The organism is Candidatus Poriferisodalis sp. (genome assembly GCF_965203655.1).
In the GTDB taxonomy this organism is placed as follows: domain Bacteria; phylum Actinomycetota; class Acidimicrobiia; order Acidimicrobiales; family Poriferisodalaceae; genus Poriferisodalis.
The window spans coordinates 333,405-355,192 of sequence record NZ_CBDBDD010000005.1 but is presented as its reverse complement, the minus strand read 5'-3'; the positions used below and the strand labels follow the sequence as shown (position 1 = coordinate 355,192).

Annotated in this window: 19 protein-coding genes; 7 read left to right on the top strand and 12 right to left on the bottom strand. The window is 68.4% G+C overall.

Features of this window, described 5'->3' with window-relative positions:
- The first annotated feature begins 137 nt into the window (after nucleotides 1-137).
- Nucleotides 138-410, top strand: coding sequence for a hypothetical protein (locus ACOGW9_RS05940; RefSeq protein WP_419856263.1), 273 nt, complete (start codon nucleotides 138-140; stop codon nucleotides 408-410).
- Here ACOGW9_RS05940 and ACOGW9_RS05935 read toward each other — a convergent pair whose 3' ends face one another.
- On the bottom strand, nucleotides 411-1,175 hold the full coding sequence (locus tag ACOGW9_RS05935) for a hypothetical protein (RefSeq protein ID WP_419856264.1): 765 nt from the start codon (nucleotides 1,173-1,175) through the stop codon (nucleotides 411-413).
- A 29-nt stretch (nucleotides 1,176-1,204) separates the two neighbouring features.
- On the opposite strand from ACOGW9_RS05935, the gene ACOGW9_RS05930 reads away from it, so the two are divergent.
- The 4 genes from ACOGW9_RS05930 to ACOGW9_RS05915 are packed head-to-tail and all read left to right on the top strand — an operon-like array spanning nucleotide 1,205 to nucleotide 5,127.
- Complete coding sequence (locus ACOGW9_RS05930) at nucleotides 1,205-2,650, top strand: FAD-binding oxidoreductase (RefSeq protein WP_419909305.1); 1,446 nt, start codon at nucleotides 1,205-1,207, stop codon at nucleotides 2,648-2,650.
- Nucleotides 2,647-3,639: an FAD-binding protein gene (locus tag ACOGW9_RS05925; protein WP_419909303.1), complete on the top strand. Its 993-nt coding sequence runs from the start codon at nucleotides 2,647-2,649 to the stop codon at nucleotides 3,637-3,639. Before ACOGW9_RS05930 ends, ACOGW9_RS05925 begins: the two co-directional genes overlap by 4 nt.
- Nucleotides 3,640-3,644: 5 nt before the next feature.
- The gene (locus ACOGW9_RS05920) at nucleotides 3,645-4,901 is read left to right on the top strand and encodes a (Fe-S)-binding protein (protein WP_419909301.1); all 1,257 of its coding nucleotides are present in this window, start codon (nucleotides 3,645-3,647) and stop codon (nucleotides 4,899-4,901) included.
- A gap of 4 nt (nucleotides 4,902-4,905) precedes the next feature.
- Complete coding sequence (locus ACOGW9_RS05915; RefSeq protein WP_419909299.1) at nucleotides 4,906-5,127, top strand: hypothetical protein; 222 nt, start codon at nucleotides 4,906-4,908, stop codon at nucleotides 5,125-5,127.
- A 34-nt stretch (nucleotides 5,128-5,161) separates the two neighbouring features.
- On the opposite strand, the gene ACOGW9_RS05910 is transcribed toward ACOGW9_RS05915, so the two are convergent.
- From ACOGW9_RS05910 to ACOGW9_RS05875, 8 genes are all read right to left on the bottom strand, one after another.
- Entirely contained in the window at nucleotides 5,162-5,773 is a 612-nt protein-coding gene (locus tag ACOGW9_RS05910) for a cytochrome c biogenesis protein CcdA (RefSeq protein WP_419909297.1), read from the bottom strand.
- Between the two features lie 15 nt (nucleotides 5,774-5,788).
- Entirely contained in the window at nucleotides 5,789-6,520 is a 732-nt protein-coding gene (locus tag ACOGW9_RS05905) for a redoxin domain-containing protein (protein WP_419909295.1), read from the bottom strand.
- Nucleotides 6,521-6,640: 120 nt separating this feature from the next.
- Nucleotides 6,641-9,163 (bottom strand): 5-amino-6-(D-ribitylamino)uracil--L-tyrosine 4-hydroxyphenyl transferase CofH, encoded by a 2,523-nt coding sequence (gene cofH, locus ACOGW9_RS05900; protein WP_419909293.1) that lies wholly within the window; start codon nucleotides 9,161-9,163, stop codon nucleotides 6,641-6,643.
- Nucleotides 9,160-9,696, bottom strand: a complete 537-nt coding sequence (locus ACOGW9_RS05895; RefSeq protein WP_419909291.1) for a winged helix-turn-helix transcriptional regulator — start codon at nucleotides 9,694-9,696, stop codon at nucleotides 9,160-9,162. Before ACOGW9_RS05895 ends, cofH begins: the two co-directional genes overlap by 4 nt.
- A 69-nt stretch (nucleotides 9,697-9,765) precedes the next feature.
- On the bottom strand, nucleotides 9,766-10,899 hold the full coding sequence (gene tal / locus ACOGW9_RS05890; protein ID WP_419909289.1) for a transaldolase: 1,134 nt from the start codon (nucleotides 10,897-10,899) through the stop codon (nucleotides 9,766-9,768).
- A 36-nt stretch (nucleotides 10,900-10,935) separates the two neighbouring features.
- Nucleotides 10,936-12,885, bottom strand: coding sequence for a transketolase (gene tkt, locus ACOGW9_RS05885; protein WP_419909287.1), 1,950 nt, complete (start codon nucleotides 12,883-12,885; stop codon nucleotides 10,936-10,938).
- A 13-nt stretch (nucleotides 12,886-12,898) separates the two neighbouring features.
- On the bottom strand, nucleotides 12,899-14,071 hold the full coding sequence (locus ACOGW9_RS05880; protein ID WP_419909285.1) for an FIST signal transduction protein: 1,173 nt from the start codon (nucleotides 14,069-14,071) through the stop codon (nucleotides 12,899-12,901).
- A 15-nt stretch (nucleotides 14,072-14,086) separates the two neighbouring features.
- Complete coding sequence (locus ACOGW9_RS05875; protein ID WP_419909283.1) at nucleotides 14,087-14,542, bottom strand: hypothetical protein; 456 nt, start codon at nucleotides 14,540-14,542, stop codon at nucleotides 14,087-14,089.
- Nucleotides 14,543-14,669: 127 nt separating this feature from the next.
- Between ACOGW9_RS05875 and ACOGW9_RS05870 the strand changes: the two genes are divergently transcribed.
- Entirely contained in the window at nucleotides 14,670-15,125 is a 456-nt protein-coding gene (locus ACOGW9_RS05870) for a nitroreductase family deazaflavin-dependent oxidoreductase (protein WP_419909281.1), read from the top strand.
- Between the two features lie 21 nt (nucleotides 15,126-15,146).
- Here ACOGW9_RS05870 and ACOGW9_RS05865 read toward each other — a convergent pair whose 3' ends face one another.
- A complete protein-coding gene (locus tag ACOGW9_RS05865) occupies nucleotides 15,147-16,331 on the bottom strand; it encodes a M20 family metallopeptidase (protein ID WP_419909279.1) in 1,185 nt (394 codons plus the stop codon).
- Nucleotides 16,332-16,450: 119 nt separating this feature from the next.
- Between ACOGW9_RS05865 and argG the strand changes: the two genes are divergently transcribed.
- Nucleotides 16,451-17,818 carry an argininosuccinate synthase gene (gene argG / locus ACOGW9_RS05860; RefSeq protein WP_419909277.1) on the top strand — a complete coding sequence of 456 codons (1,368 nt, stop codon included), beginning with the start codon at nucleotides 16,451-16,453 and terminating at the stop codon, nucleotides 17,816-17,818.
- A 49-nt stretch (nucleotides 17,819-17,867) separates the two neighbouring features.
- Here argG and ACOGW9_RS05855 read toward each other — a convergent pair whose 3' ends face one another.
- Both ACOGW9_RS05855 and tcuA read right to left on the bottom strand, forming a co-directional pair.
- Complete coding sequence (locus tag ACOGW9_RS05855) at nucleotides 17,868-20,132, bottom strand: NADP-dependent isocitrate dehydrogenase (protein ID WP_419909275.1); 2,265 nt, start codon at nucleotides 20,130-20,132, stop codon at nucleotides 17,868-17,870.
- 55 nt (nucleotides 20,133-20,187) lie between these two features.
- Nucleotides 20,188-21,708, bottom strand: coding sequence for an FAD-dependent tricarballylate dehydrogenase TcuA (gene tcuA, locus ACOGW9_RS05850; RefSeq protein ID WP_419909273.1), 1,521 nt, complete (start codon nucleotides 21,706-21,708; stop codon nucleotides 20,188-20,190).
- Nucleotides 21,709-21,788: the final 80 nt, after the last annotated feature.

Genomic DNA, 21,788 nt, shown 5'->3' with positions numbered 1-21,788 from the left:
ATGACACGCAGCGCCGCGCCCCAAACGGTAGGGTGGCAGGGCACTTCGTAGAACACAGATGCCCTATCCGCCGCGGATAGGGGCACATCCGGACGCAGGCAAACGAAGCCTCGCAGTCGAGCACGAGGAGCCAGCCGGTGAAGAAGGGTCGACATCGCCGCTATGAAGAGGCTCGCAAGTTCCAGCGGGCCACGGCGGAGCGTTTCACCATCGAGGACTACGACTTCGACAACTCCGACCGTTTCGGGGTGGAGCCCGGAGATCGTGACATGGTCGACGAGGAATCGGCTCCCGACGACCAGTACGGCCATCTTGCCGACAAGTACGACGACTATTCGGATCTCGAAGCCAAATACGCCGACTTCGATGCCGACGCTGACGAAGAGGCCCCCCAGCGCGAGAGCGCCTGACTAGCCGCCGGGGCGGCGGACTGCAGGGTGGGGGAGTAGCTGGGCTGAGGCGACGCGCTGGTCGAGTTGGGTACGCAGCTCGGCGTAGATCGTCGGTCCGCAGATCGCTGTCAGCTCGTCGCGGAGGGCCCTGAACACGGGCTGGGTGCCGATGTGGGCGATCTCGGCGGACGTGCACCACCAGGCGACATCGGTATCGGGGCCGCCCCAGTCGCGCAGTTCCCATTCCCGCACCATCGTGTAGACGTGGCCGGTGACGGTCTCGTGGTCCTCGCGGCGCAGCGGCGCCTGCCAGCAGATCTCGGGCTTGGTGTCCATCGGCCGCCGGCCGGCGCGCTCAGCCAGCAGGTGGAACGCGCAGCCGGCGCCTGCGGGGTAATTGGCTCGGTTTGCGAACACGCACGCCCCGTCGACCACTTGGGTGCGCCACCAACCTTCACTGTCCTGCCAGAGCGCCTCTGCGGGATCGCGGCGGTGCTGCCAGATCTCCGCGTCGAGTTCGGCGATCATCTCCCGGACGTGCGCAAGGTCGTCGTGGCCGTTGAGATAGGCGCCGTGGCTGCAGCAGCCCAGCGCCAGCTCGGGTGCCGGTTCGATGTCGATGCCGGGGCAGCCGGCGCCGTAGATGCACGTCCAGTCGCTGGCGAGAAACGTCACATCGAACAGCCAGGTGCGATGTTCGAGCGGATCTTCCAGCGACAGCCACTCCCGGGTGTCGTCGCCCAGGCTCCAGCCATCGGAACCCACACCGATATCAGAAGCCATCCGCCCCGAGCCTACGGTACGGTCGGGGCGTGACTTCCGAGGACAACGCGGCCGATGGGGCCCTGCTTGCTGACCTGCGTGGGGTGCTCGGCGACCGGGCCCGCGACAACGACTTCGAACGAGGCTTGTACAGCCGGGATGGCTCGATCGAGGGCAGCCCGCCGGCGATCGTGTGCCTGCCGGAGTCTGCCGCCGAAGTTGCCGAGATCGTGCGCGTCTGCCGGCACCACAGCCGGCCGTTTTTGGCTCGTGGCTCGGGAACGGGCTTGACCGGGGGAGCGGTGCCCGTCGGTCGCCCGGTCGTGGTGGCTACCTCGAAGATGGACCGCATCGTCGAGATCGACACCGCCAACCGGATTGCCTGGGTCGAACCGGGAGTGCTGAACCTCGACCTGTCCCGCGCGCTGGCCCCGCACGGCTTCCACTTCGCACCGGATCCCTCCAGCCAGCAGGTCTGCTCGATCGGCGGGAACATCGCAAACAACTCCGGCGGGCCGCACTGCCTGGCGTACGGCGTGACAACAGCGCACATCTCGGCGCTCGAAGTGGTGCTGCCGTCCGGCGAGACGACCGTCTTCGGCGGGGTGGACGCTGAGCCGCCGGGATTCGACCTGCGCGGGCTCTTCGTCGGGTCTGAAGGCACCATGGGCATTGCCACCAAGGCCGCGGTGCGGCTGACGCCGAATGCGCCAGCGGTGCGGACCCTGCTGCTGGACTTCGACGATGTCAGCGAGGGCTCCGCGGCAGTCAGCGCCATCATCGCGGCTGGGCTGGTGCCCTCGGCGCTGGAAATGATGGACCAGCGCGCCATCGAGATCGTGGAGGCATTTGCCCACGCCGGCTACCCGACCGAGGCCGCTGCGGTGCTGCTGGTGGAGTTGGACGGCTTGCCGGGCGGGGTCGAGGCGGGCGTGGAGATCGTGCGAGAGGTGGCGCTGAAACACCACGTCGGCCACGTGCGAGTCGCGGCAGACGACGCCGAGCGGGCGCTGCTGTGGAAAGGTCGCAAGAACGCCTTCGGAGCAGTGGCGCGGATCAAGCCCGACTACTACCTCCACGACACGGTCGTGCCCCGCTCGAAGCTCACCGAAGTGCTCGAGAAGGTGTACCGGATCGCTGATGCCTACGGTTTGATCGCCGTCAACGTTTTCCACGCCGGCGACGGGAACCTGCATCCGATCCTGGCGTTCGACCGGCGCGAGCCCGGCGTGGACGAGCGCGTGAAAGCAGCGGGCCGTGACATCGTTGCTGCGTCCATCGAAGCCGGTGGCGTGCTCACCGGCGAGCACGGGATCGGCTTGGAGAAGCGGGAGTACATGGGGATGATGTTCAGTGCCCACGACATGTACACCCAGGACGTGGTGCGCGAAACGTTCGATCCCGAAGGGCTCGCCAACCCCCTCAAGATCATCCCGTCGGGCTCGCGTTGCAGCGACTCATTCCACCAGCATGTGCCCGAAGGTGCTTGGGTGTGAGTTCGCAGCCGAGCAGCGGCGGCGCGCCGCCATCCGCGCATGCGAGCACAGGGCCGCCCGAGGTCGGTGCCAGCCTCGCCGCGAACATTGCCGCGGAGGTGACAGCGTTTGCCCGCGAGGTTGGCAGCTGCGATCCGGTCACCGTGGTGGGCGCCCGGACGCATTGGGACGTCGGCGGCTGTCCGCATGCGGAGGCGCGTGAAGTCCGCGCACCTGCGGGCGTATGGGAGCACGAGCCGTCGGAGATGACGGTTCGCTGCGGTGCCGGCACGACCGTGGCCGAACTGTCGGCGCATCTCGCTCGAACCGGCCAGATGGTCCCGCTCGATCCTGCCGACGACGCAGCGACCGTGGGCGGTGTGCTGGCGTGCGGGTTCGGCGGGCACCGCAGGCTTCGTTACGGCCACGTGCGCGATCTCGTCTTGCAGACACGCCACGTGGATGCCTCCGGCAAGGTGGTCACCGCGGGCGGACCCACGGTGAAGAACGTCTCGGGGTACGACTTGGCTCGCCTGCTGGTGGGGTCGCTTGGCACGCTGGGCTTGCTCGCCGAGGTGATCCTGCGGACTCTGCCGGTGCCCGAGGCGTCGCAGTGGCTCACGGGCGACGGCGATCCGTTTGCCGCCTTCGATCTGCTGTACCGGCCCAGCAGCATCTTGTGGGACGGCAGGCGTACCTGGATCCTGCTGGAAGGCGATCCGGCTGACGTAGCGGCAGAGGCCGCCAAGCTTGAATCTGCGGGCTTTGGTCCCAGCGACGGTCCGCCGACGATTCCCGGGCCCGGCCGCGAATCGCGCACGCCATCGGGTCTGCGTGAGCTCGCAGGCACGCCTGACGGGTGGATTGCTGAGGTCGGCGTTGGTCTGGTGCATCGCGACGAACCAGTACAAGCTGCGCTGGTCTCGTCGACCAATGCTGCGCTGATGACGCAGCTCAAGCAGCGACTTGATCCCCACGATCGGCTCAATCCCGGCCGGAGGGCATGGTGAGTCCGGTGGGCGAACGGTCGGGCGCAGTGAGCCCCGTGGGCACGTTCCCGCTGCAGCTCGACATTGACAGCGACACGCTTGCTTCGTGCGTTGCGTGCGGCATGTGCCTGCCGCATTGCCCGACGTACCGGGTGACCGGCGAGGAATCGGCTTCTCCGCGCGGCCGTATCGCACTCATGCGCGATGTCGCCGAGCGGGGCGAGGCCGATGACGCGTTCGTGGAGTTCATGGACGCGTGCATCCAGTGCCTCGGCTGCGAGACGGCCTGCCCCGCCGGAGTCCACTACGGCCGCATGATGGAAACCACCCGCGAGGCCTTGGCGACCCAGACTCGCTACCAGCCCCGCCTCCGGCGGCTCGCCTACCGCGCGCTGGGCATGCCCCGGCTGCTCGGCTTGGGATCCCGCCTGCTGGGGCTGTCCCAACGGCTCGGCCTGATGCGCTTGGTAGCTCTCGTGGGCCGTGCGCGCCCGTTCCGTCAGCTCGCTGCCATGACCGCCTCGCTGCCGCGTGTGCCGGTGCGCCAGTCGCCGCTCACCGCCAGCGGTGACGATGTCTGGCTCTTCACCGGGTGTGTCATGGACGCCTGGATGCGTGACACCCACCGGGCTGTGCAGTCTGTGATCGAGGCCGCCGGTGCCGGCGTTGCGCTGCCCCCGGCGGGCGCTTCGTGCTGCGGGTCGCTGCATCTCCACGCGGGTCTGGCCTCTGACACCCGACGACTTGCGCGCAAGGTGATGGCAGCGCTTCCCGGCGAGGCCCCGATCCTGATCGACTCGGCGGGCTGCGGCGCCACGATGAAGGAATACGGCCACCTGCTGGGCACCGACGAGGCCCGACGTTTCGCAGCGCGAGTCCAAGACGTGCACGAGTGGCTGGCCGCGCGGGTCGACGACCTGCCGCCAGATGCCTCAGATGCCGATAGCTCAACGCCGCTGCAAGTCGCAGTCCAAGACCCGTGCCACCTGCGCCACGTCCAGCAGGCGCACCTGCCCGTGCGAACGGTGCTCAGCCGGTACTTCGAGGTCGTCGAGCTCGACGACGAGGGGCTCTGCTGCGGCGCTGGGGGTGCGTACTCCCAACAGCATCCCGAGGTTGCCGGAGCAGTGCGGGAGCGCAAGGTGGCGGCCATAGAACGCACCGGTGCGAGCGTTGTGGCCAGCGCAAACCCCGGGTGCACACTGCACCTGCGAGCGGTGGGACTCGACGTGCGCCACCCGCTGGAGATCGTGGCCGAGCATCTGCACGCTCGGGAGGCTTGAGCTCGTGTACGACGAGATCACCGAGCTGGCCGACCGTCTCGACGACACGGCTGAACGGCTGGCCGAGCTGAGCATCGAGCTGTTGCAAGGGGCTCTCGCCGATGCAGACACCAGCGACGAGCGATCCCGGCTGGAGCGAAGCGTCACCCGCGCCCGCAGGGCCACGGTCAAGGCGGCGTCGATCCTGCGGGAGTCCACGGGAGCGTCAGAGCCTTTCGACGACTAGAGGCCGACGAGCGGCCCTCGCCCGGGCAGACCGCTCAGTAGCCGCTCGAGATGCGGTACAGCTCCCCGATCAAGTCGTCGTACAGGCCGATGGCGAGCGTGATCGCATACGCCCCGCCGACAACCGCCCCTGCGACCGCAAACGGCCTGCGGTCGAGCACCCGGCCCACGGCAGGCACCGCGACCGGCAGCACTGCGAGCAGTAACAGCGGCAGCAGTGCCCCCGCCGCGTACACCCCCATCAGCGCCAGCGTGCGGAGCTCGTCAGTGCTGGCGTCATTCAGGATGTCGCCCAGCCGGGGGCCGACACAGGGCCTCCACAGCCAGCTCGCGATGGCGCCCCCGACGAATCCGCCGCTGGCCGCGAGCGGCGAGTTGCCCGCCGGCGCTTTCCACGCTGCCAGGTAGGTGCCTGCCGCCAGCACGGCGACGACCACGACGACCAGGCCGCCCATGTCGGTGCGCCAGTATCCCGCAGCGGGCGCCCACGCCATCAGCGCGACCCCGGCCGCATACAGCAGGCCGACGGTGAGCCGGGCTCGCCGCGCCACCAGCACGAGCGCCAGGCCGGGAACGACGATGGGCAGCGTGCACGCCCAGCTGATGACGCTGATCCCCTCGGTGAAGGTGTCGACGAGCGTGTCCACGACGGGACGCCCTGCTTATGCGCTCTCTCGGGCGAGGAGACGCTTGACGGTCGCGTAGAGCTCCCGATAGGTGTGCGCGCCGTCGCCGCGGCGATCAAAGCGGATCTGGTTCTCGCTGTCGATGATGTAGACGCGGGGCCAGTAGCCGGTCGGGCCTTCCTGCCAGTGGTGAAAGTTGTACTTGGTGGTGTCGAGTGCGATCGGCCAAACCACGCCGAGCTCAGCCGCGGCCTCGACGATGTTGTCCACATCGGCCTCGTACGCGAACTCGGGGGAGTGCACACCCACGACCTCGACGCCGCGATCGCGGAAATCGGCATGAAGCTGGCCCAGCGCGTCGAGCGTCTTCTTGCAGTTCCGGCAGCCGAACGTCCAGAACTGCACCACCGTCAGGGTGTTCCGCTCGCGGATCTCCTCGAGTGACGTGGCGTCGGTGTTGAGCCATCCGTCGAGCCTGCTCAGCGTGAAGGCGGTGCCCAAGACAGGAATCGGCTCGGGCGGTTGGGTTGTCGTAGTGGCCGCCGGCGAGATCGTAGGGGGTGACGGCGCGGAAGTGCCCTCGGCTCTCGCCTCGGGGGCAGCGCCGCCGCCGCTCGGGATTGCGGGCGAGGATTGGGTGCTGGGCGGATCGGCAGCCTCGGCGAACGTCGGAGCGGTGTCGGGGTTGGCGACTGCGGTCCAGACGATGACGGCGATGCCGGCCAGCACGACGACGAGCGCTGCGTAGCGCGCGTAGGAGGACTTCATCCCACCGCGCAGCGTACGCCTCACCCATTCCACCGCATCCGCGGCGCAGCGGCCTAGATGCGACTGCTGTGCCTGATGCGCAGCCGCTTAGACGCGACTGCTGTGTCTCATGCGCAGTCGCTAGACGCGACTGCCGAGCGATTCGAGCGGGATGAGCTTGCGGTCGGTGGCGTTGTCGGTGGGACGCAGCATCCGGCTGCGCACCTCGGGGGCACCGTCGGCGTTCTCGTAACCGGTGAGGCGCTGGCGGGTGCGACGCCCGAGGGGTTCTGCGATATCGCGGAAGTCCTGCTCGGTGAGCCCTTGGCCATGCTGCGCGCCCGCAGCACGCGAGATGTTCTCATCCATGAGCGTGCCGCCCATGTCGTTGGCCCCCGCCCGCAGGATCTGCTGGGCTCCCGGCGGCCCGATCTTCACCCACGACACCTGGATGTTGTCGATGAGCCCCCGGTAGGCGATCCTGGGCACGGCATGCATCAGCAGCGTCTCGCGGAACGTCGGACCTCGCCGGGCGCCCTTGCGCAGGTAGATCGGGCTGGCCATGTGCACGAACGGCAGCGGGACCCACTCGGTGAACCCGCCCGTGCGCTTCTGCAGATCTCGGGTGGCCACGATGTGGTTCGCCCAGCTCTCAGGGTGCTCGATCGATCCGAACATGATCGTGATGTTCGAGTGCAGGCCCACGGCGTGAGCCGCCTCATGGCATTCGAGCCACTCGGCGGTGTTGATCTTGTCGGGGCACAGCACCGCCCGCACCGAATCGTCGAGGATCTCTGCGGCGGTACCCGGCAGCGACTTCAGCCCCGCTTCCTTGAGCCGCATGAGGTAGTCGACGAGCGACTCTCCGAGCCGCTTGGCCCCCTCGATGACCTCGAGGGCGGTGAAGCCGTGCAGGTGCATCTCGGGCACGACGTCATGGATGGCCCGGCAGACATCGATGTAGTAGTCGCCGTCGAAGCTGGGGTGGATGCCGCCTTGCAGCGTCACCTCGGTGGCGCCCAGCTCGGCTGCCTCGATCACCCGTTCCTGGATGTCGGCCAGCGTGAGCATGTAGGGCGTGCCACGCAAGTTCAGCGACAGGGGTCCTTTGGAGAAGCCACAGAACTTGCACTTGAACGTGCAGACGTTCGTGTAGTTGATGTTGCGGTTGTGCACCCAGGTCACGATGTCGCCCACAGCTTCGCGGCGCAGCTCGTCGGCCACCTCGCCGACGGCGACCACCTCGGGTCCGCGTGCGGAGAACAGGGTGACGATCTCCTCATGCCCGACTTGCTGACCGGCCATCACCCCGTCGAGCACCTCGCGCACGGCCCCGCGGGCATGCGAGGGGCCATCCATGATGTTCGTGGGCAGGTGACCGGCGCCGCCTGAGTACCACTGGGTGGAGTTCTCGTCGGCCACCAGCACGTCGGCGCCGGAGCCGGCGTCGAGATTCTCCATCGTCCGTTCAGGCATCTGGCTGCCGGGGTCGTCACGGCCGAGGCCCTCGGCGTCGGACCGGTCCATGACCGGGAATCGATTCCCTTCGGCCAGCCAGCGCTCGGGCTGCAGCGCGAACTCCGGGTAGATCGTGAGCCGGGGAGCGAGCGTGAATGCCCGCGCTTCGGTGATTTCCCGCAGGCGATCGAGCGCCGGCCACGGGCGTTCGGGGTTGACGTGGTCGGCCGTGACCGGCGAGACGCCGCCCCAGTCGTCGATGCCGCAATCCAGCAGCCCGCCGAAGTCGTCGGAGAGGTTCGGCGGTGCCTGCAGGTGAATGTCGGCCGGCAGGATCAGGCGTGCCAGCGCGATGGCCTGCGCGTACTCGTCGGGCGGGCAGGCCGGCATGTTGTGCATGGAGGTGCCCGCCTTGGGCAGGAAGTTCTGCACGATCACTTCCTGGATGTGGCCCCAGCGGGCATGGCTCGCTGCGATGGCCTCCAGCGCTGCCAGTCGATCCGCCAGCGACTCGCCGATGCCGACGAGGATGCCGGTGGTGTAGGGGATCGCCAGCTCGCCCGCAGCCTCGAGCGTCGCCAAGCGTCGGGCCGGCTCCTTGTCGGGGGAGCCCCGGTGGCAGTCGAGGTGCGGATTCAGCGACTCGATCATCATCCCTTGACTCGGCGAGACCTCCCGCAGCGATGCCAGCTCCTGGGCTGTCATGGCACCGGGATTGGCGTGGGGGAGCAGACCGGTCTCGTCACGCACCAGCCGGCACATCTCGACCAGGTAGTGGACGGTGGAGTCCCAGCCGTGCGTACGCAACCACTCAGCCGCCGCGGGGTAACGCAGCTCGGGCCGCTCGCCCAGCGTGAACAGCGCCTCATGACAGCCGGCCCGGGCACCGCTCGTGGCGATCTCCAACACCTGTTCGGGCGTGAGATACGGCGAGTCGAGCCGGGCCGGGGGCTGGGCGAACGTGCAGTAGCCGCACTTGTCGCGGCACAGCATCGTCAGCGGGATGAACACCTTCGGGCTGTAGGTGACACGTGTGCCGAACGACTGGTCGCGCACCTCGGCGGCGCGCTCGGCCAGCTCGGCCAGCGCCCGGTTGGCGAGTGCCAGCGATCCGGCAGTGGGCTGCGGTGCCACGGCGATGCCGTTGGCGGGCGCGCCGTTGGCTGCTGGGTCGTCGACGGTGTGCGACGGTTCGATGATGGTCACAGGGCCCCTCCGTTCGTGGGGTGCTGTTGGAAGGCTCGGGTCGCCCCGGCTGCCGCCAGCTCGCGACCAGGCGACGTGTCGCTGTGGCCCGCGAGGCTGCGGATGCGTGAGGGGCTGACGGGCTCATCGCAGGCGGGACAACGCGTGGCGATCTCCAGCGGCGTGCCGCAGTCGGCATGCACCAGGACGGTCGGTGCGTCGCCGTCATGGCACCAGCGGTCGCCCCAAGCCATCAGCGCGAGCAGGCAGTTCGACAGGTCGAGACCCTTGGGGGTCAAGACGTAGTCGTAGCGGACGGGCCGTTGCTGGTAGGGCACCTTGGCCACCACGCCGGCATCGGTGAGGCGGCTCAGCCGGTCGGCCAGCATGTTGCGAGCGATGCCCAGGTCGTGCTGCATGGCGCTGAAGCGGCGCACGCCGCGGAACAGGTCGCGCAGGATGAGCAGCGTCCAGCGGTCGCCCACGATGTCGAGCGTCGCCTGTATGGAACAGGCGGGCTGGCGCTCGTCCGATCGCTCATCCAACACGGTCACGGCCGCGCACCTTAGGGGAGTCAGTTTCGGTTTGCAACTGACTCGGCCGGAGAGGCGCGAGCGAGTCCGTCAGGCGAGCGAGTCAGCTTTCGTCTGCAGTGACACCAGCAGCTCGTCGAAGCTCTTGGTGAATGCTGCGACTCCCTGCGCCTCCAGGACGTCAGCGACATCGTCGAGGTCGATGCCGTGCGCTGTCACCGCATCCAGCACGTAGCGGGCAGCGGACTGGTCGGCATCGATCGTGCGACGCAGCTTGCCGTGGTCGCAGAAGGCATCGAGGGTGGCGTCGGGCATGGTGTTCACCGTGTGCGGCCCGATGAGCTCGTCGACGTACAGCGTGTCGGGATAGGCCGGGTTCTTCGTGCTCGTCGATGCCCACAGCGGGCGCTGCACCTGCGCGCCGAGCGCCGCGAGCCGGTCCCAGCGCGGCCCGCTGAAGATCTCCTCGAATCGGCCATAGGCGGCCTGCGCTTGGGCCACTGCCGTCCGGCCGCGCAGCCCCAGCGCGCTGGTCGAGCCCACGGCGTCGAGGCGGCGGTCCACCTCGGTGTCGGTGCGGCTCACGAAGAACGAGGCCACGCTCGCGATACCCGACAGGTCGGTCGCACCGGCCTCGGCCCGGTCTTCGAGTCCGGAGAGGTACGCCTCGGCCACCTGCACGTAGCGGGCTACCGAGAAGATCAGCGTCACGTTGATGCTGTGACCCTCGGAGATCATCTGGCGGATGGCGGGCAGACCCTCGACCGTGCCGGGGATCTTCACCATCAGGTTCGGTCGTGCAATGCCTTGGTGCAACCCCCGGGCCTCGGTGATGGTGGCCTCGGTGTCATGCGCCAGCGACGGGTCGACTTCGACCGACACGAATCCGTCGGTGCCGCCGGAGGCCGCGTGCACCGGTTCGAGCGCGGCCAGCGCTCCGCAGATGTCGCTGGTGACGAGCTGCCAGTACGCGTCATCGACTGGGGAGCCGCCGCGCACCAGGTCGCCGAACTGCTCGTCGTAGTCGGCCGACGCCTCGATGGCCTTCTGGAAGATCGACGGGTTCGAGGTGAGGCCGCGGATGCCGCGCTCCACCCAGGTCTCCAGTTCTCCGCCGGTGATCCAGCCGCGGCGCAGGTTGTCGAGCCACGGACTCTGGCCGTACTCCGAGAACAGCGAGGTGAGCCTTCCGTTCGTCGTACTGCCAGCAACGCCGTCGCTCATGGCCGTCCTTTCAAGGTGACGATTCGCAATCTCTTTCTAGAGCAGCTTGCGAGCTGCATCGGCGATGCTGTGTGCCGTAAAGCCGAAGTGGGTCATCAGGTCGCTGCCGGGTGCGCTGGCGCCGAAGCGGCTCATCGAGACCGTGGCATCGGCGTAGCGGTCCCAGCCGAACGCAGCGGCGGCCTCGACGCCAAGCACCGGCACGTCCGCGGGAAAGACCGTCGTCCGGTACTGCTCGTCTTGGTGCTCGAAGAGGTCCCAGCTCGGCATGGAGACGACCGTGCTGGCGATGCCTTCGGCTGCGAGCAGGGCCGCCGCTTCGGTGCAGCACTGCACCTCGCTGCCCGTGCCGGCCAGGATCACCGCAGGCGCAGGAGTGTCGATGAGCACATAGGCGCCGCGTTCAACTTGTCCGGCGCGCTCGGTGCCGTCGAGCACCGGGACGTTCTGTCGGGTCAGCACGAGCGCCGTGGGACCTTCACGTTCGACCGCGATCTGCCATGCCTGTGCGGTCTCGTTGGCATCGGCAGGGCGGATCACGCCCAAACCCGGGATCGCACGCAGCGACGCGAGATGCTCGATCGGCTGGTGCGTGGGCCCGTCCTCGCCCACGCCGATGGAGTCGTGCGTCCACACGAACACGGTCTTGGCCCCGCTCAGCGCGGCCAGGCGCACCGCGGGCCGCATGTAGTCGCTGAACACCAAGAACGTGCCGACCACCGGAAGCGCCCCGCCGTGCAGGGCCATGCCGTTGGCCACCGCGCCCATCGCGTGCTCCCGCACGCCGTAGAAGAGCTTGCGGCCGCCCGGGTTGTCGGCAGACAGCACCTCGGCGGTGATGTTGGTGCCGGTGTTGCCGGTCAGGTCGGCACCGCCGCAGATGAGGGCAGGCACGTTGTCCAACGACGCGTCCAGGACGCGGTTCGCGGCAACCCTGGTCGCCATCTGGGTGCCGGCTTCGAAGATCGGACCGGCAGCCGGGTCGCCGTTGGTCGAGCGCGCTGACCACAGCGCATCCAGCCAGCCGGGATCGTGACCGCTCGCGGCGATGCGGGCTTCCCATTCGAGACGCTCGGCGCTGCCCCGGGCACCGGCGGCGGCATAGGCCTGCGCCACGTCATCGTCGACAACGAACTCGGCGCTGGGATCCATGTCCATGGCTCGCTTGGCCGCGGCGATCTCGTCGGCATCCGTGATGGCACCATGTGCCGCCGAGGTGTCGATGGCGGTGGGCATCGGATAGCCGATGTGGGTGCGGATGATGACCATCGACGGCCGGTCGTCGGTGAGCATCGCGGAACGCAGCGCCCGCTCGATCGCGTCGAGATCCTCCGCCGCTTCCCCGAGGTCGGCGACGTGCCAGCCGTACGCTTCGAAACGCCGGGCGGCGTCGTCGCTGAGCGCTAAGTCGGTGCTGCCGTCGATCGTGATGCGGTTGTCGTCGTAGACCGCAATGAGGCGTCCGAGCTGCTGATGGCCTGCCAGCGATGCCGCCTCGTGGCTGATGCCCTCCATCAGGTCGCCGTCGCTGACGATGACGAACGTGCGGTGGTCCACGAGGTCCGCGCCCAGCCGGGCACGCAGTCCGCGTTCGGCCAGCGCCATGCCGACAGCGTTGGCGAACCCCTGACCGAGCGGTCCGGTGGTGACTTCGACGCCGGGGGTGAGGCCTCGCTCGGGATGGCCGGGAGTGATCGAGCCGAGCTGGCGGAAGTCGCGGATGTCGTCGAGCGTGACGCCATAGCCCAGCAAGTGGGTCATGGCGTAGACGAGCATCGAGGCGTGGCCCGCGGACAGGATGAAGCGGTCGCGGTCGGGCCAATCGGGCGCACCTGCGTCGTAGCGCATGATGCGGCTGAACAGCACGTGTGCTGCTGGCGCCAGCGCCATCGCCGTGCCGGTGTGGCCGCTGTTGGCCCGCATCACGGCGTCCATCGCCAGCGCCCGGATGGTGTTGATCTGCCGTGCTTCGAGAGTGGTGTTCATGTCGCTTGGCTCATCATTGCCCATCGGCGTCAGAGAACAGCGCCATCGAGGCCGTGAAACCGTGCACGTACGAGCGCGCTCCAACCGGGCCGATTTCGCCGGCGCAGAACATGCCGCCCACTTGTGCCCCGAGGTGCTCGGCGAGGACCGAGGCGTCGTGATGGGGAGCGTCGAACAGGTGGGTGCCCCGGCCGTTGCACGTGAACAGCAGGGCGCCCTCGGTCTGTGGCGAGTGCGCGAGCGCGGCGCGCAGGTCTTCGTCGGCAGTTTCGGCGTCGCGCACGTGGAATTGCACGGTCGCGCCGATCGGTGCCTCGTCGCCGATGGCGATGGCGCCGCTCTCGCGGTCGGCGCCGAGCACGCCGCGGATCAGGAAGTCGCCTCGATCGAAGGAGACCTTGGCCTCATCGGTGACTCGGCCGACGTGCAGTCCCCGCTGAATCAGCCGCTGATCGGCCGGGTCAAGCTTGGCGAACATCTGCTGCAGGCGCTCGAACGGCGGGAGCCCGCCGAGCGAGCGCACGACGTTCCCTTCGGCCTCGGTGATGATGTAGGGCTGACCGATCGGTCGGCAGCCTTGGGACACCAGGTGCGTCACGGTCACGCTGCCGCCGACGATCAGCGCCGCGGCGCCTGAGCGATGCACGCCGCCGTCCACGACAATGCGATTGCCGCCCGGCATCGATGCCCCCGACGCCAGGCCGCCCAACACGCTGACCTGCGGCCACCGCTCAGCCCAATGCGACAGCGCCGCATCAACGGGATAGGAGTACGGGTCGGCCAGCAGGATCATCGAGGGATCACCAGAGGCGCCAACCTCGTCGATCGCTGCCGCAAGCACCCCGTCGTCGGCTGCCGGATCCGGCACGCCGGGGAGCTGGACTGCGCGCGCCCGCCTCGCGGTGCCCGAACCGAGGCTCCCTGCCCACAGCACCGCGGCGGTCTGTTCCTCGATCTCGCGTTCGCCGGCGGCCACCGAGACGGCCGTCGTGCCGACGAACGCGGCGGGAGCGAGCAGCTCGACGACCGTTGCTGCGATCTCCTCGGTGTGATTCATATGCTCACCCGACGTGAACAGCAGGGCCACGTCAGGCTGGGCGCCGAGTGACTCGAGCACGTGGCCCACGATCTCGCCGGTGGCCGCGCCGGGATCGGTGTGCTGGGACAGCCCGACGGTGAACGGCATCGCTGGTCGACTCGCCTAGCCGGATTGCTCGGCTGGTGTGCCGGTCCAGCCGCCCGTGGCTGGCTCTGCGGCCGGCGGCGGGCTGTCGTCCGCCGGCGGGGTCATCGTCAAGGGAATGACGATCGCCTCGCCTTGGTCGACGCGGCAATGGGCCTCGATCGTGGAAGGCTCCTCGAACGTCAGCTCAGCCTGGACCAGGTTGTAGCCGAACTTGCCGGGCTCCACGCTGAGGGGCTGCACGTTGCGCGCAATCTGCTCGTCGACTCGCATGAATCGCACTTCGAGCGCTGCCAGGCCAGTGTGGGATGCGGGGCAGCGCACGAGCACGATCATGTGCGGCGTGATGGTCACCGGGAACGGCCCGGGGGCTGCCATCGAGAAGTGCACACCGCCGAGATCGATGCGAGCTGCGCCGCCGGCAGCCTGGCGCATGTCGAAGTGCTCGATGAACAAGGCGGACATGATCTGCACGCTGTGGATCGTAGGCGTGCGAGATGACTGTCAGGCGAACGCTGCAGCCAGCAGAGCTTGCCATGCAATCTGAGTCGCATCGGTGTTGCCGGGTCTGCATCGAGCGCGCTGCCGTAGATTGCCTCCCATGACACAGAGCGAGAGATTCGACGGCGAATACGGACCCAGCACATGGGACTGGGTGCGGGAACAGGCCGACGCGTACGAGGCGTCGAACGGCAGCGAAGCCAACACGTTGCGCGACACCGGCTTGCCGATCATCGTGATGACGACGGTCGGGCACCGCACCGGCCTGGTGCGCAAGGTCCCGCTGATGCGTGTCGAGCACGACGGCGAGTACGCGATCGTCGGCTCCAAGGGCGGCGCCCCGGCGCACCCGGGCTGGTACCACAACCTGATGGCCGATCCGACCGTGCTCATCCAGGACGGGCCCGAGCCGTTCGAGACGACGGTTCGGCTCATCTCCGGTGCTGAGCGTGACGAATGGTGGGAGCGGTGCGTCGCCGCCTTCGCGCCCTACGCCGAGTACCAGGCAAAGACTGATCGCGAGATCCCCGTCTTCATCTCTGCCCGCCCAGGTTGATCCGGCGGTGCAAGCAGACGCTTAGCGGGCGAGCAGCTGGCGGTAGACATCGGCTGCTCGTTCGAGCTCTGCGATCTCGACCCATTCGATCGCTTGGTGCGCCTGATCGATGGAACCCGGGCCGAACACCACGATCTGGTCGGCCACCTCGCCGTAACGCAGCGCATTCGTACCGAAGTCGGCCACGGCGGGGCTGTGGCCTGACATCTCCGCCATGGCGGTGACCAAGTCGCTGCCGGGCGCCTGGAAGAACGCATTCTCGCCCAAGCCGTTCGCCAGTTGCACCTTGACTCGCGCGGGCAGCGCCGCGGCGCGCACCAAGTCGGTGAGGCGAGCGAACTCCTCTTGGTAGTCCTCGCCGTCGGCGATGCGCCTGCCGATGTACATCTCGCAATGGTCGGGAATGATGTTGCGGGCCCGCCCGCCGCCCATCTCGTTGACCGACACCGTGCCGGCCCCGAGCACGCCGACGTCGCGCTGGCTAGCCAAGCGCTCTTGCTCGGCGTCGATGGCCGCGATGATGCGGGCGCCTGCAGACAGCGCATTGATGCCCAGGTGGGGTTTGGAGGAGTGTGCTGCACGCCCCTCCACCTCGACTTCGAGCCCGAGCCCGCCCTTGTGGCCGTACACCGGGACGCACATCGTGGGCTCGGCCACCACGATCTGCTCGCGACTCTCGCCGCGTTCGAGCAGCCGGTCCCGGTAGCCGCCCGCACCGGCCAGGCCACCGCCTTCCTCGGAGATCGTGCCGACCAGCTCGACGGTGCACATCGGCTGCTGGCCGGCGGCAGTCATCTCGGCCAGCACGGCCAGCACGACGGCCATGGTCGCCTTGGTGTCGACCGAGCCGCGCCCCCAGACCCGTCCTTCGCTGATGCGGCCCTCGAAGGGATCGCCCTCCATGTGCTCGACGCCGACGGTGTCGAGGTGCACGTCGATGGCCAGCATGCGCTCGGTGCGGCCGGTGAAGCGGGCATACACGTTGGGACGCCCGGGCTCGATCTCGTCGAGCTCGACCTCGGCGCCCAGCGCTGCTGCCCGTTCGGCCACCCAGTTGGCCATGTCGGCCTCGGCGACAGTGCCTGAGCGCGGCCCGTGGTGCAGCGGGTTGACGCTGGGGATGCGCACCATCTCGCTCAGCAGCTCGGCAATGGAATGGCCGGTGGCGGTGCCGTTGATCGTGCCTATCGCCTCGCCGTCGCTCATGAGTCACCCCTTCGTGGCGGAGCGTACGCGCAGCGCGATCGCCACGCAGTGAACGACGGCGTGCCGATCGCCGAAAATCACAGCCGGTCCGGGAGCCCGAAGCCGTACCGTTGTGGCTTATGTCGACTGGTCCTGCGTCTGCTGGCGGTTCGCGCGTGCTGGCCGAGCTTCCGGTGGGGGAGCGAGTGGGCATCGCGTTCTCCGGCGGGCTCGACACTTCTGCGGCTGTGGCGTGGATGAACGAGCGCGGCGCGCTCGTGTGTGCCTACACGGCCGACCTGGGCCAGTACGACGAGCCGGACCTGTCGGGGGTGCCGCAGCGGGCGCTCGACTACGGCGCTGCTGCCGCACGCCTGGTGGACTGTCGAGCCGAGCTCGTGCGAGAGGGCTTGATGGCGCTGCAATGCGGAGCGTTCCACATCTCGACGGCCGGCCGCACGTACTTCAACACCACGCCGCTGGGCCGAGCGGTGACCGGCACGATGCTGGTGGCGGCCATGGCCGAGGACGGCGTGGACATCTGGGGCGACGGCTCGACGTACAAGGGCAACGACATTGAGCGCTTCTACCGCTACGGCCTGCTGGTCAACGCCGGGCTGCGCATCTACAAGCCTTGGCTGGACTCGGCGTTCGTGGACGAGCTGGGCGGGCGGGCCGGCATGAGCGAGTTCTTGGTCTCGCGCGGGTTGCCGTACCGGGACTCCACCGAGAAGGCCTATTCCACCGACGCCAACATCTGGGGCGCCACCCACGAGGCGAAGCGTCTGGAGGACTTGGGCACGTCGATGGAGATCGTGGAGCCGATCATGGGCGTCGCCCACTGGGACCCGGCGGTCGGAATCGACACTGAGGACGTCACGATCCGCTTCGAGGCCGGTTGGCCGGTCGCCATCGGCGGGCGGGAGTTCTCGGCATCAGTCGCAGAGGGCAGCGATCACGTTGCGCTGGTGCTGGAAGCGAATGCCGTCGGCGGGCGCCATGGCCTCGGTATGAGCGACCAGATCGAGAACCGCGTCATCGAGGCCAAATCACGTGGCATCTACGAAGCGCCAGGGATGGCGCTGCTGCACATCGCGTACGAGCGGCTGCTGTCGGCGATCCACAACGAGGCGACGCTCGACAACTACCGCACGATGGGCCGCCGTCTGGGCCGATTGCTGTACGAGGGCCGCTGGTTCGACCCCCAGGCGCTGATGCTGCGCGACTCGCTGCTGCGTTGGCTGGGCTCGTCGGTGTCGGGCGAAGTCACGCTGCGGCTGCGCCGTGGCGACGACTACTCGGTGCTCGACACAACTGGCCCAGCGCTCACCTACGCATCCGATCGGCTGTCGATGGAACGAGTCGAAGACGCAGCGTTCGGGCCAGGCGACCGCATCGGGCAGCTCACCATGGCGAATCTGGACATCGCCGACAGCAGGGACAAGCTCGCGGCCTATCGCGACGCTGGCCGGCTCGGTCCCGGCGGGCTGGCCGAGCTCGATACCTGATTCGAGCCTCGGCGCTTGCGGGCACCGCCGTACTCGGCGCTGCTCGGCGTCAGCCGCCGCTGCGGAAGCCGTCGAGGATGTCGTTGAAGGTTTGGCTTGGCCGCATGGCGGCTTCGGCGAGCGCGGGGTCGGGCAGGTAGTAGCCGCCGAGGTCCACCGGCACTCCTTGGCACTCCACCAGCTCGTCAACGATCTGGCCCTCGTTGGCGGCCAGTGCCGCCGCCAGCGGGGCGAATCGGTCGGCGAGGTCGGCGTCGGTGCCCTGGCGGGCCATCTCGTCGGCCCAGTGCTTGGCGAGATGGAAGTGGCTGGCGCGGTTGTCGGGCTCGTTGACGCGGCGGCTGGGAGCGCGGCCTTCCGCGAGCCACGTGCCGATCGCAGCGTCGAGGGTGTCAGCGAGCAGCTGCGCGACGGGGTTGCCGGCCACACGGGCCAGATGTTCGAGCGACACCGCCAGGGCCAGGAATTCGCCCAGGCTGTCCCAGCGGAGGTGGTTCTCGGCCACCATCTGCTGCACATGCTTGGGCGCTGAGCCGCCGGCGCCGGTCTCGAAGAGGCCACCACCAGCCATGAGCGGCACGACCGAGAGCATCTTGGCCGACGTGCCCAGCTCGAGGATCGGGAACAGGTCGGTGTTGTAGTCGCGCAACACGTTGCCTGTGACCGAGATGGTGTCTTCCCCGCGCCGGATGCGCTCCAGCGAGAAGCGGCAGGCATCGGCCGGGGCCAAGGTCGTGATGTCGAGCTCGCCGATCGAGGCGTCGTCGGCCTGCCATTCCGCCAGCCGCGCATCGACCTTGGCGATGAGCTGCGCATCGTGGGGCCGTTCGGCATCGAGCCAGAACACGACCGCAGCCCCGGTGAGCTGACCGCGCTCGATGGCCAAATCGACCCAGTTGGCGATGGCTGCGTCGTTCGTAGTGCACATGCGCCAGATGTCGCCCTCGGCGACCTGGTGGCTCATCAGCACCTCGCCGGACTCGGTGGTGACCCGCATGGTCCCGGCAGCGTCCACCTCGTAGGTCTTGTCGTGACTGCCGTACTCCTCGGCCTTCTGGGCCATGAGGCCCACGTTGGGCACCGAGCCCATGGTCGTCGGGTCGTACGCGCCGTTGGCGCGGCAGTCGTCGATCACCGCTTGATAGATGCCCGCGTAGCTGGAGTCGGGGATGACGGCCTTGGTGTCGTGCTGGTTGCCCTCGGCGTTCCACATCTGGCCCGACGACCGGATCATGGCCGGCATGGACGCATCCACGATGACATCGCTCGGCACGTGCAGGTTGGTGATGCCGCGGTCGGAGTCGACCATGGCCATGCCCGGGCGCTCGGCCAGCGTGGCGGCGATGTCGGCCTCGATGGCCTCGCGCTGCGCTGCAGGCAGCGACTCGATGGCGGCCAGCACGTTGGCCCAGCCGTCATTGGGGTCTGCACCGGCGGCCGCGAGCGCTTCGGTGTGCCGGTCGAACACCGGTGCGAAGAACGCTCGCACTGCATGTCCGAAGACAATCGGATCAGCGACCTTCATCATGGTGGCTTTGAGGTGCAGCGAGAACAGCACACCTGCGGAGCGGGCGCCAGCAATCTGGTCATCGAGGAACTCACGCAGCGCGGCGACCGACATGAACGTGGAGTCGACGACGTCGTCGGCACCGACGGGGACCTTGCGCATCAGGCGCACGTTCCCCTCGTCATCCACATGCTCGATGCTCAGTGAGCCTGCACCGACTGTCGTGACCGACTGCTCATTCGAGCGGAAGTCGCCGCCGGACATCGTCGACACGTGACTCTGGCTCTGCTGGGACCAAGCGCCCATCGAGTGGGGGTATTGGCGCGCGTATTCCTTGACGGCGCGGGGTGCGCGGCGGTCGGAATTGCCCTCGCGCAGCACCGGATTCACCGCCGAACCCTTCACCCGATCGAAGCGCTCGCGGATCTCGCGCTCGGAGGCATCTGCGGGGTCGTCGGGATAGTCGGGAACTGCGTAGCCCTTCGATTGCAGCTCGGCGACGGCGTCCTTGAGCTGGGGGACCGAGGCGGAGATGTTCGGCAGCTTGATGATGTTGGCGCCGCGGTACTGGGTCCACTCGCCGAGTTCGCTCAGCGCATCGCCGATTCGCTGGTGGGGCTCGAGCATGTCGCCGAAGGCTGCGATGATCCGTCCGGCGAGCGAGATGTCACGTGTCTCGACGTTGACACCGGCGGCATCGGTGAACGCGGTGATGATCGGCAGCAGCGAATACGTGGCTAGTGCAGGCGCCTCGTCAGTGTGGGTGTAGACGATCTTCGAACCGGTGTTGTTGGGCGAGGAGGACATAGCGATTGGACGCTACCGCCCGCTGGGGAGTCGTCGCCCGTTCGGCAGAGACGGCTCAGCCGGTGGCGTGCGCTGCGGCGGAGCTGCCTGCCAGGCGGCCGAACACGGCACCCGCCGAGAGGCCCGAGCCGCCGGGGTAGTTGCCGTAGAACAGGCCGCCCACCAGCTCGCCTGCGGCATACAGGCCACTGATCGGCCGTAGGTCGGTGTCGATCACGCAGCCGGTCTCGTCGATGCGCAGGCCGCCGAACGTGAAGGTCAGGCCGCACGTCACGTGGAATGCGGAGAACGGCGGCGTTTCGATCGGCATCGCCCAGTTCGTCTTGTCGGGGCTGAGGCCCTGGGTGCGGCGGCCGTCGAGCACGTTGGGGTCGAACGGGACGCTGCGGTCGACCGCTGCGTTGAAATCGCTGATGGTCGCCAGCGCCCGCTCGGTGTGCACGTCCTCCATGCGCGCGCAGAGTTCTTCGATGCTGTCGGCGGTCACCTTGGTGACCTGGCGGATGCGGTACTCGTCGCGCAGCAGGTGCTCGGTGTTGGCGTCGAAGACCTGCCAAGCCGAGTGCCCTGGTTGGGCCAGGATCTCGCGTCCGTAGCGGGCGTAGGTGTAGTTGCGGAAATCGGCGCCCTCGTCCACGAAGCGCCGGCCGTCCTGGTTCAGCACGATCGAGAACGGGTAGCTGTGTTTCTGGAAGCCGTCGCCAACCGCAAGGTCGCCGAACTCCGGGGCGTTGTAGTCCCACGCCACGGCATGCGCGCCGCTCCAATTGCCATACGGCATCGCGCCGATGTCGAGCGCCATGGCGAGGCCGTCGCCGGTGTTGAAGCGGGTGCCGCGCACCTTGGCCAGATCCCACCCGGGACCGAGGTAGCGGGTGCGCCATTCGGCGTTGGCTTGGAACCCGCCCGCTGCCAGCACGACTGCGCTGCATTCGACGTCGATCACACGGCCGCTGCACCGCACGCGAACGCCCCGTACCGCACCGCCGTCGTCGGTCAGCAGCGAGCGTCCAGCGGCTTCGTGCCACAGGTCGATCTGGTTGCGAGCGAGCGCCGCCCGCAGCGACTCCACGAGCCCCTCGCCGCCGCCGACCGACTCCACCGTGAGGCCGCCCCAGAAGGTGAAGCGCCCGTCCACCTTGAACGCTTGGCGTCCCCAGATCGGCGCGAACCGCACACCGTGGCTCGCCATCCACATCAGCGTGCCCTTGCTGCGGGTGACGAGCGTGTCGGCCAGTTCGGGATCGCACCGGTAGTCGCTGATGCGGCCCAGATCGGCGTAGAACTGTTCTTCGGTGTAGGTGCCGAAGTCGGTCATCTCCACTTCGGCGTCGGTGAGATCGGGCATCAGCGCCCGCAGGTCGTCGACGCCGTCGTAGGCGAAGCGGATCGCACCAGCGGTGAAGCGGCTGTTGCCGCCGGCCTCGGCCTCGGGCGCCCGTTCCAGCACCAGCACCCGGGCACCGCCCTCGTGAGCCGCGAGCGCCGCGCACATCGCCGCATTGCCAGCGCCGACTACCACCACGTCGTAGTGCTCCGTGGAGCCTGCCGCCGCCGATCGATCAGGCGCATTCACGCCGAGCGAGCCTATGTGGAGCGTCCCGACGATGCGGGAGCGAGGCCGGCCGGCCGAGTCACGGTGCTCTGGTGCGGAAA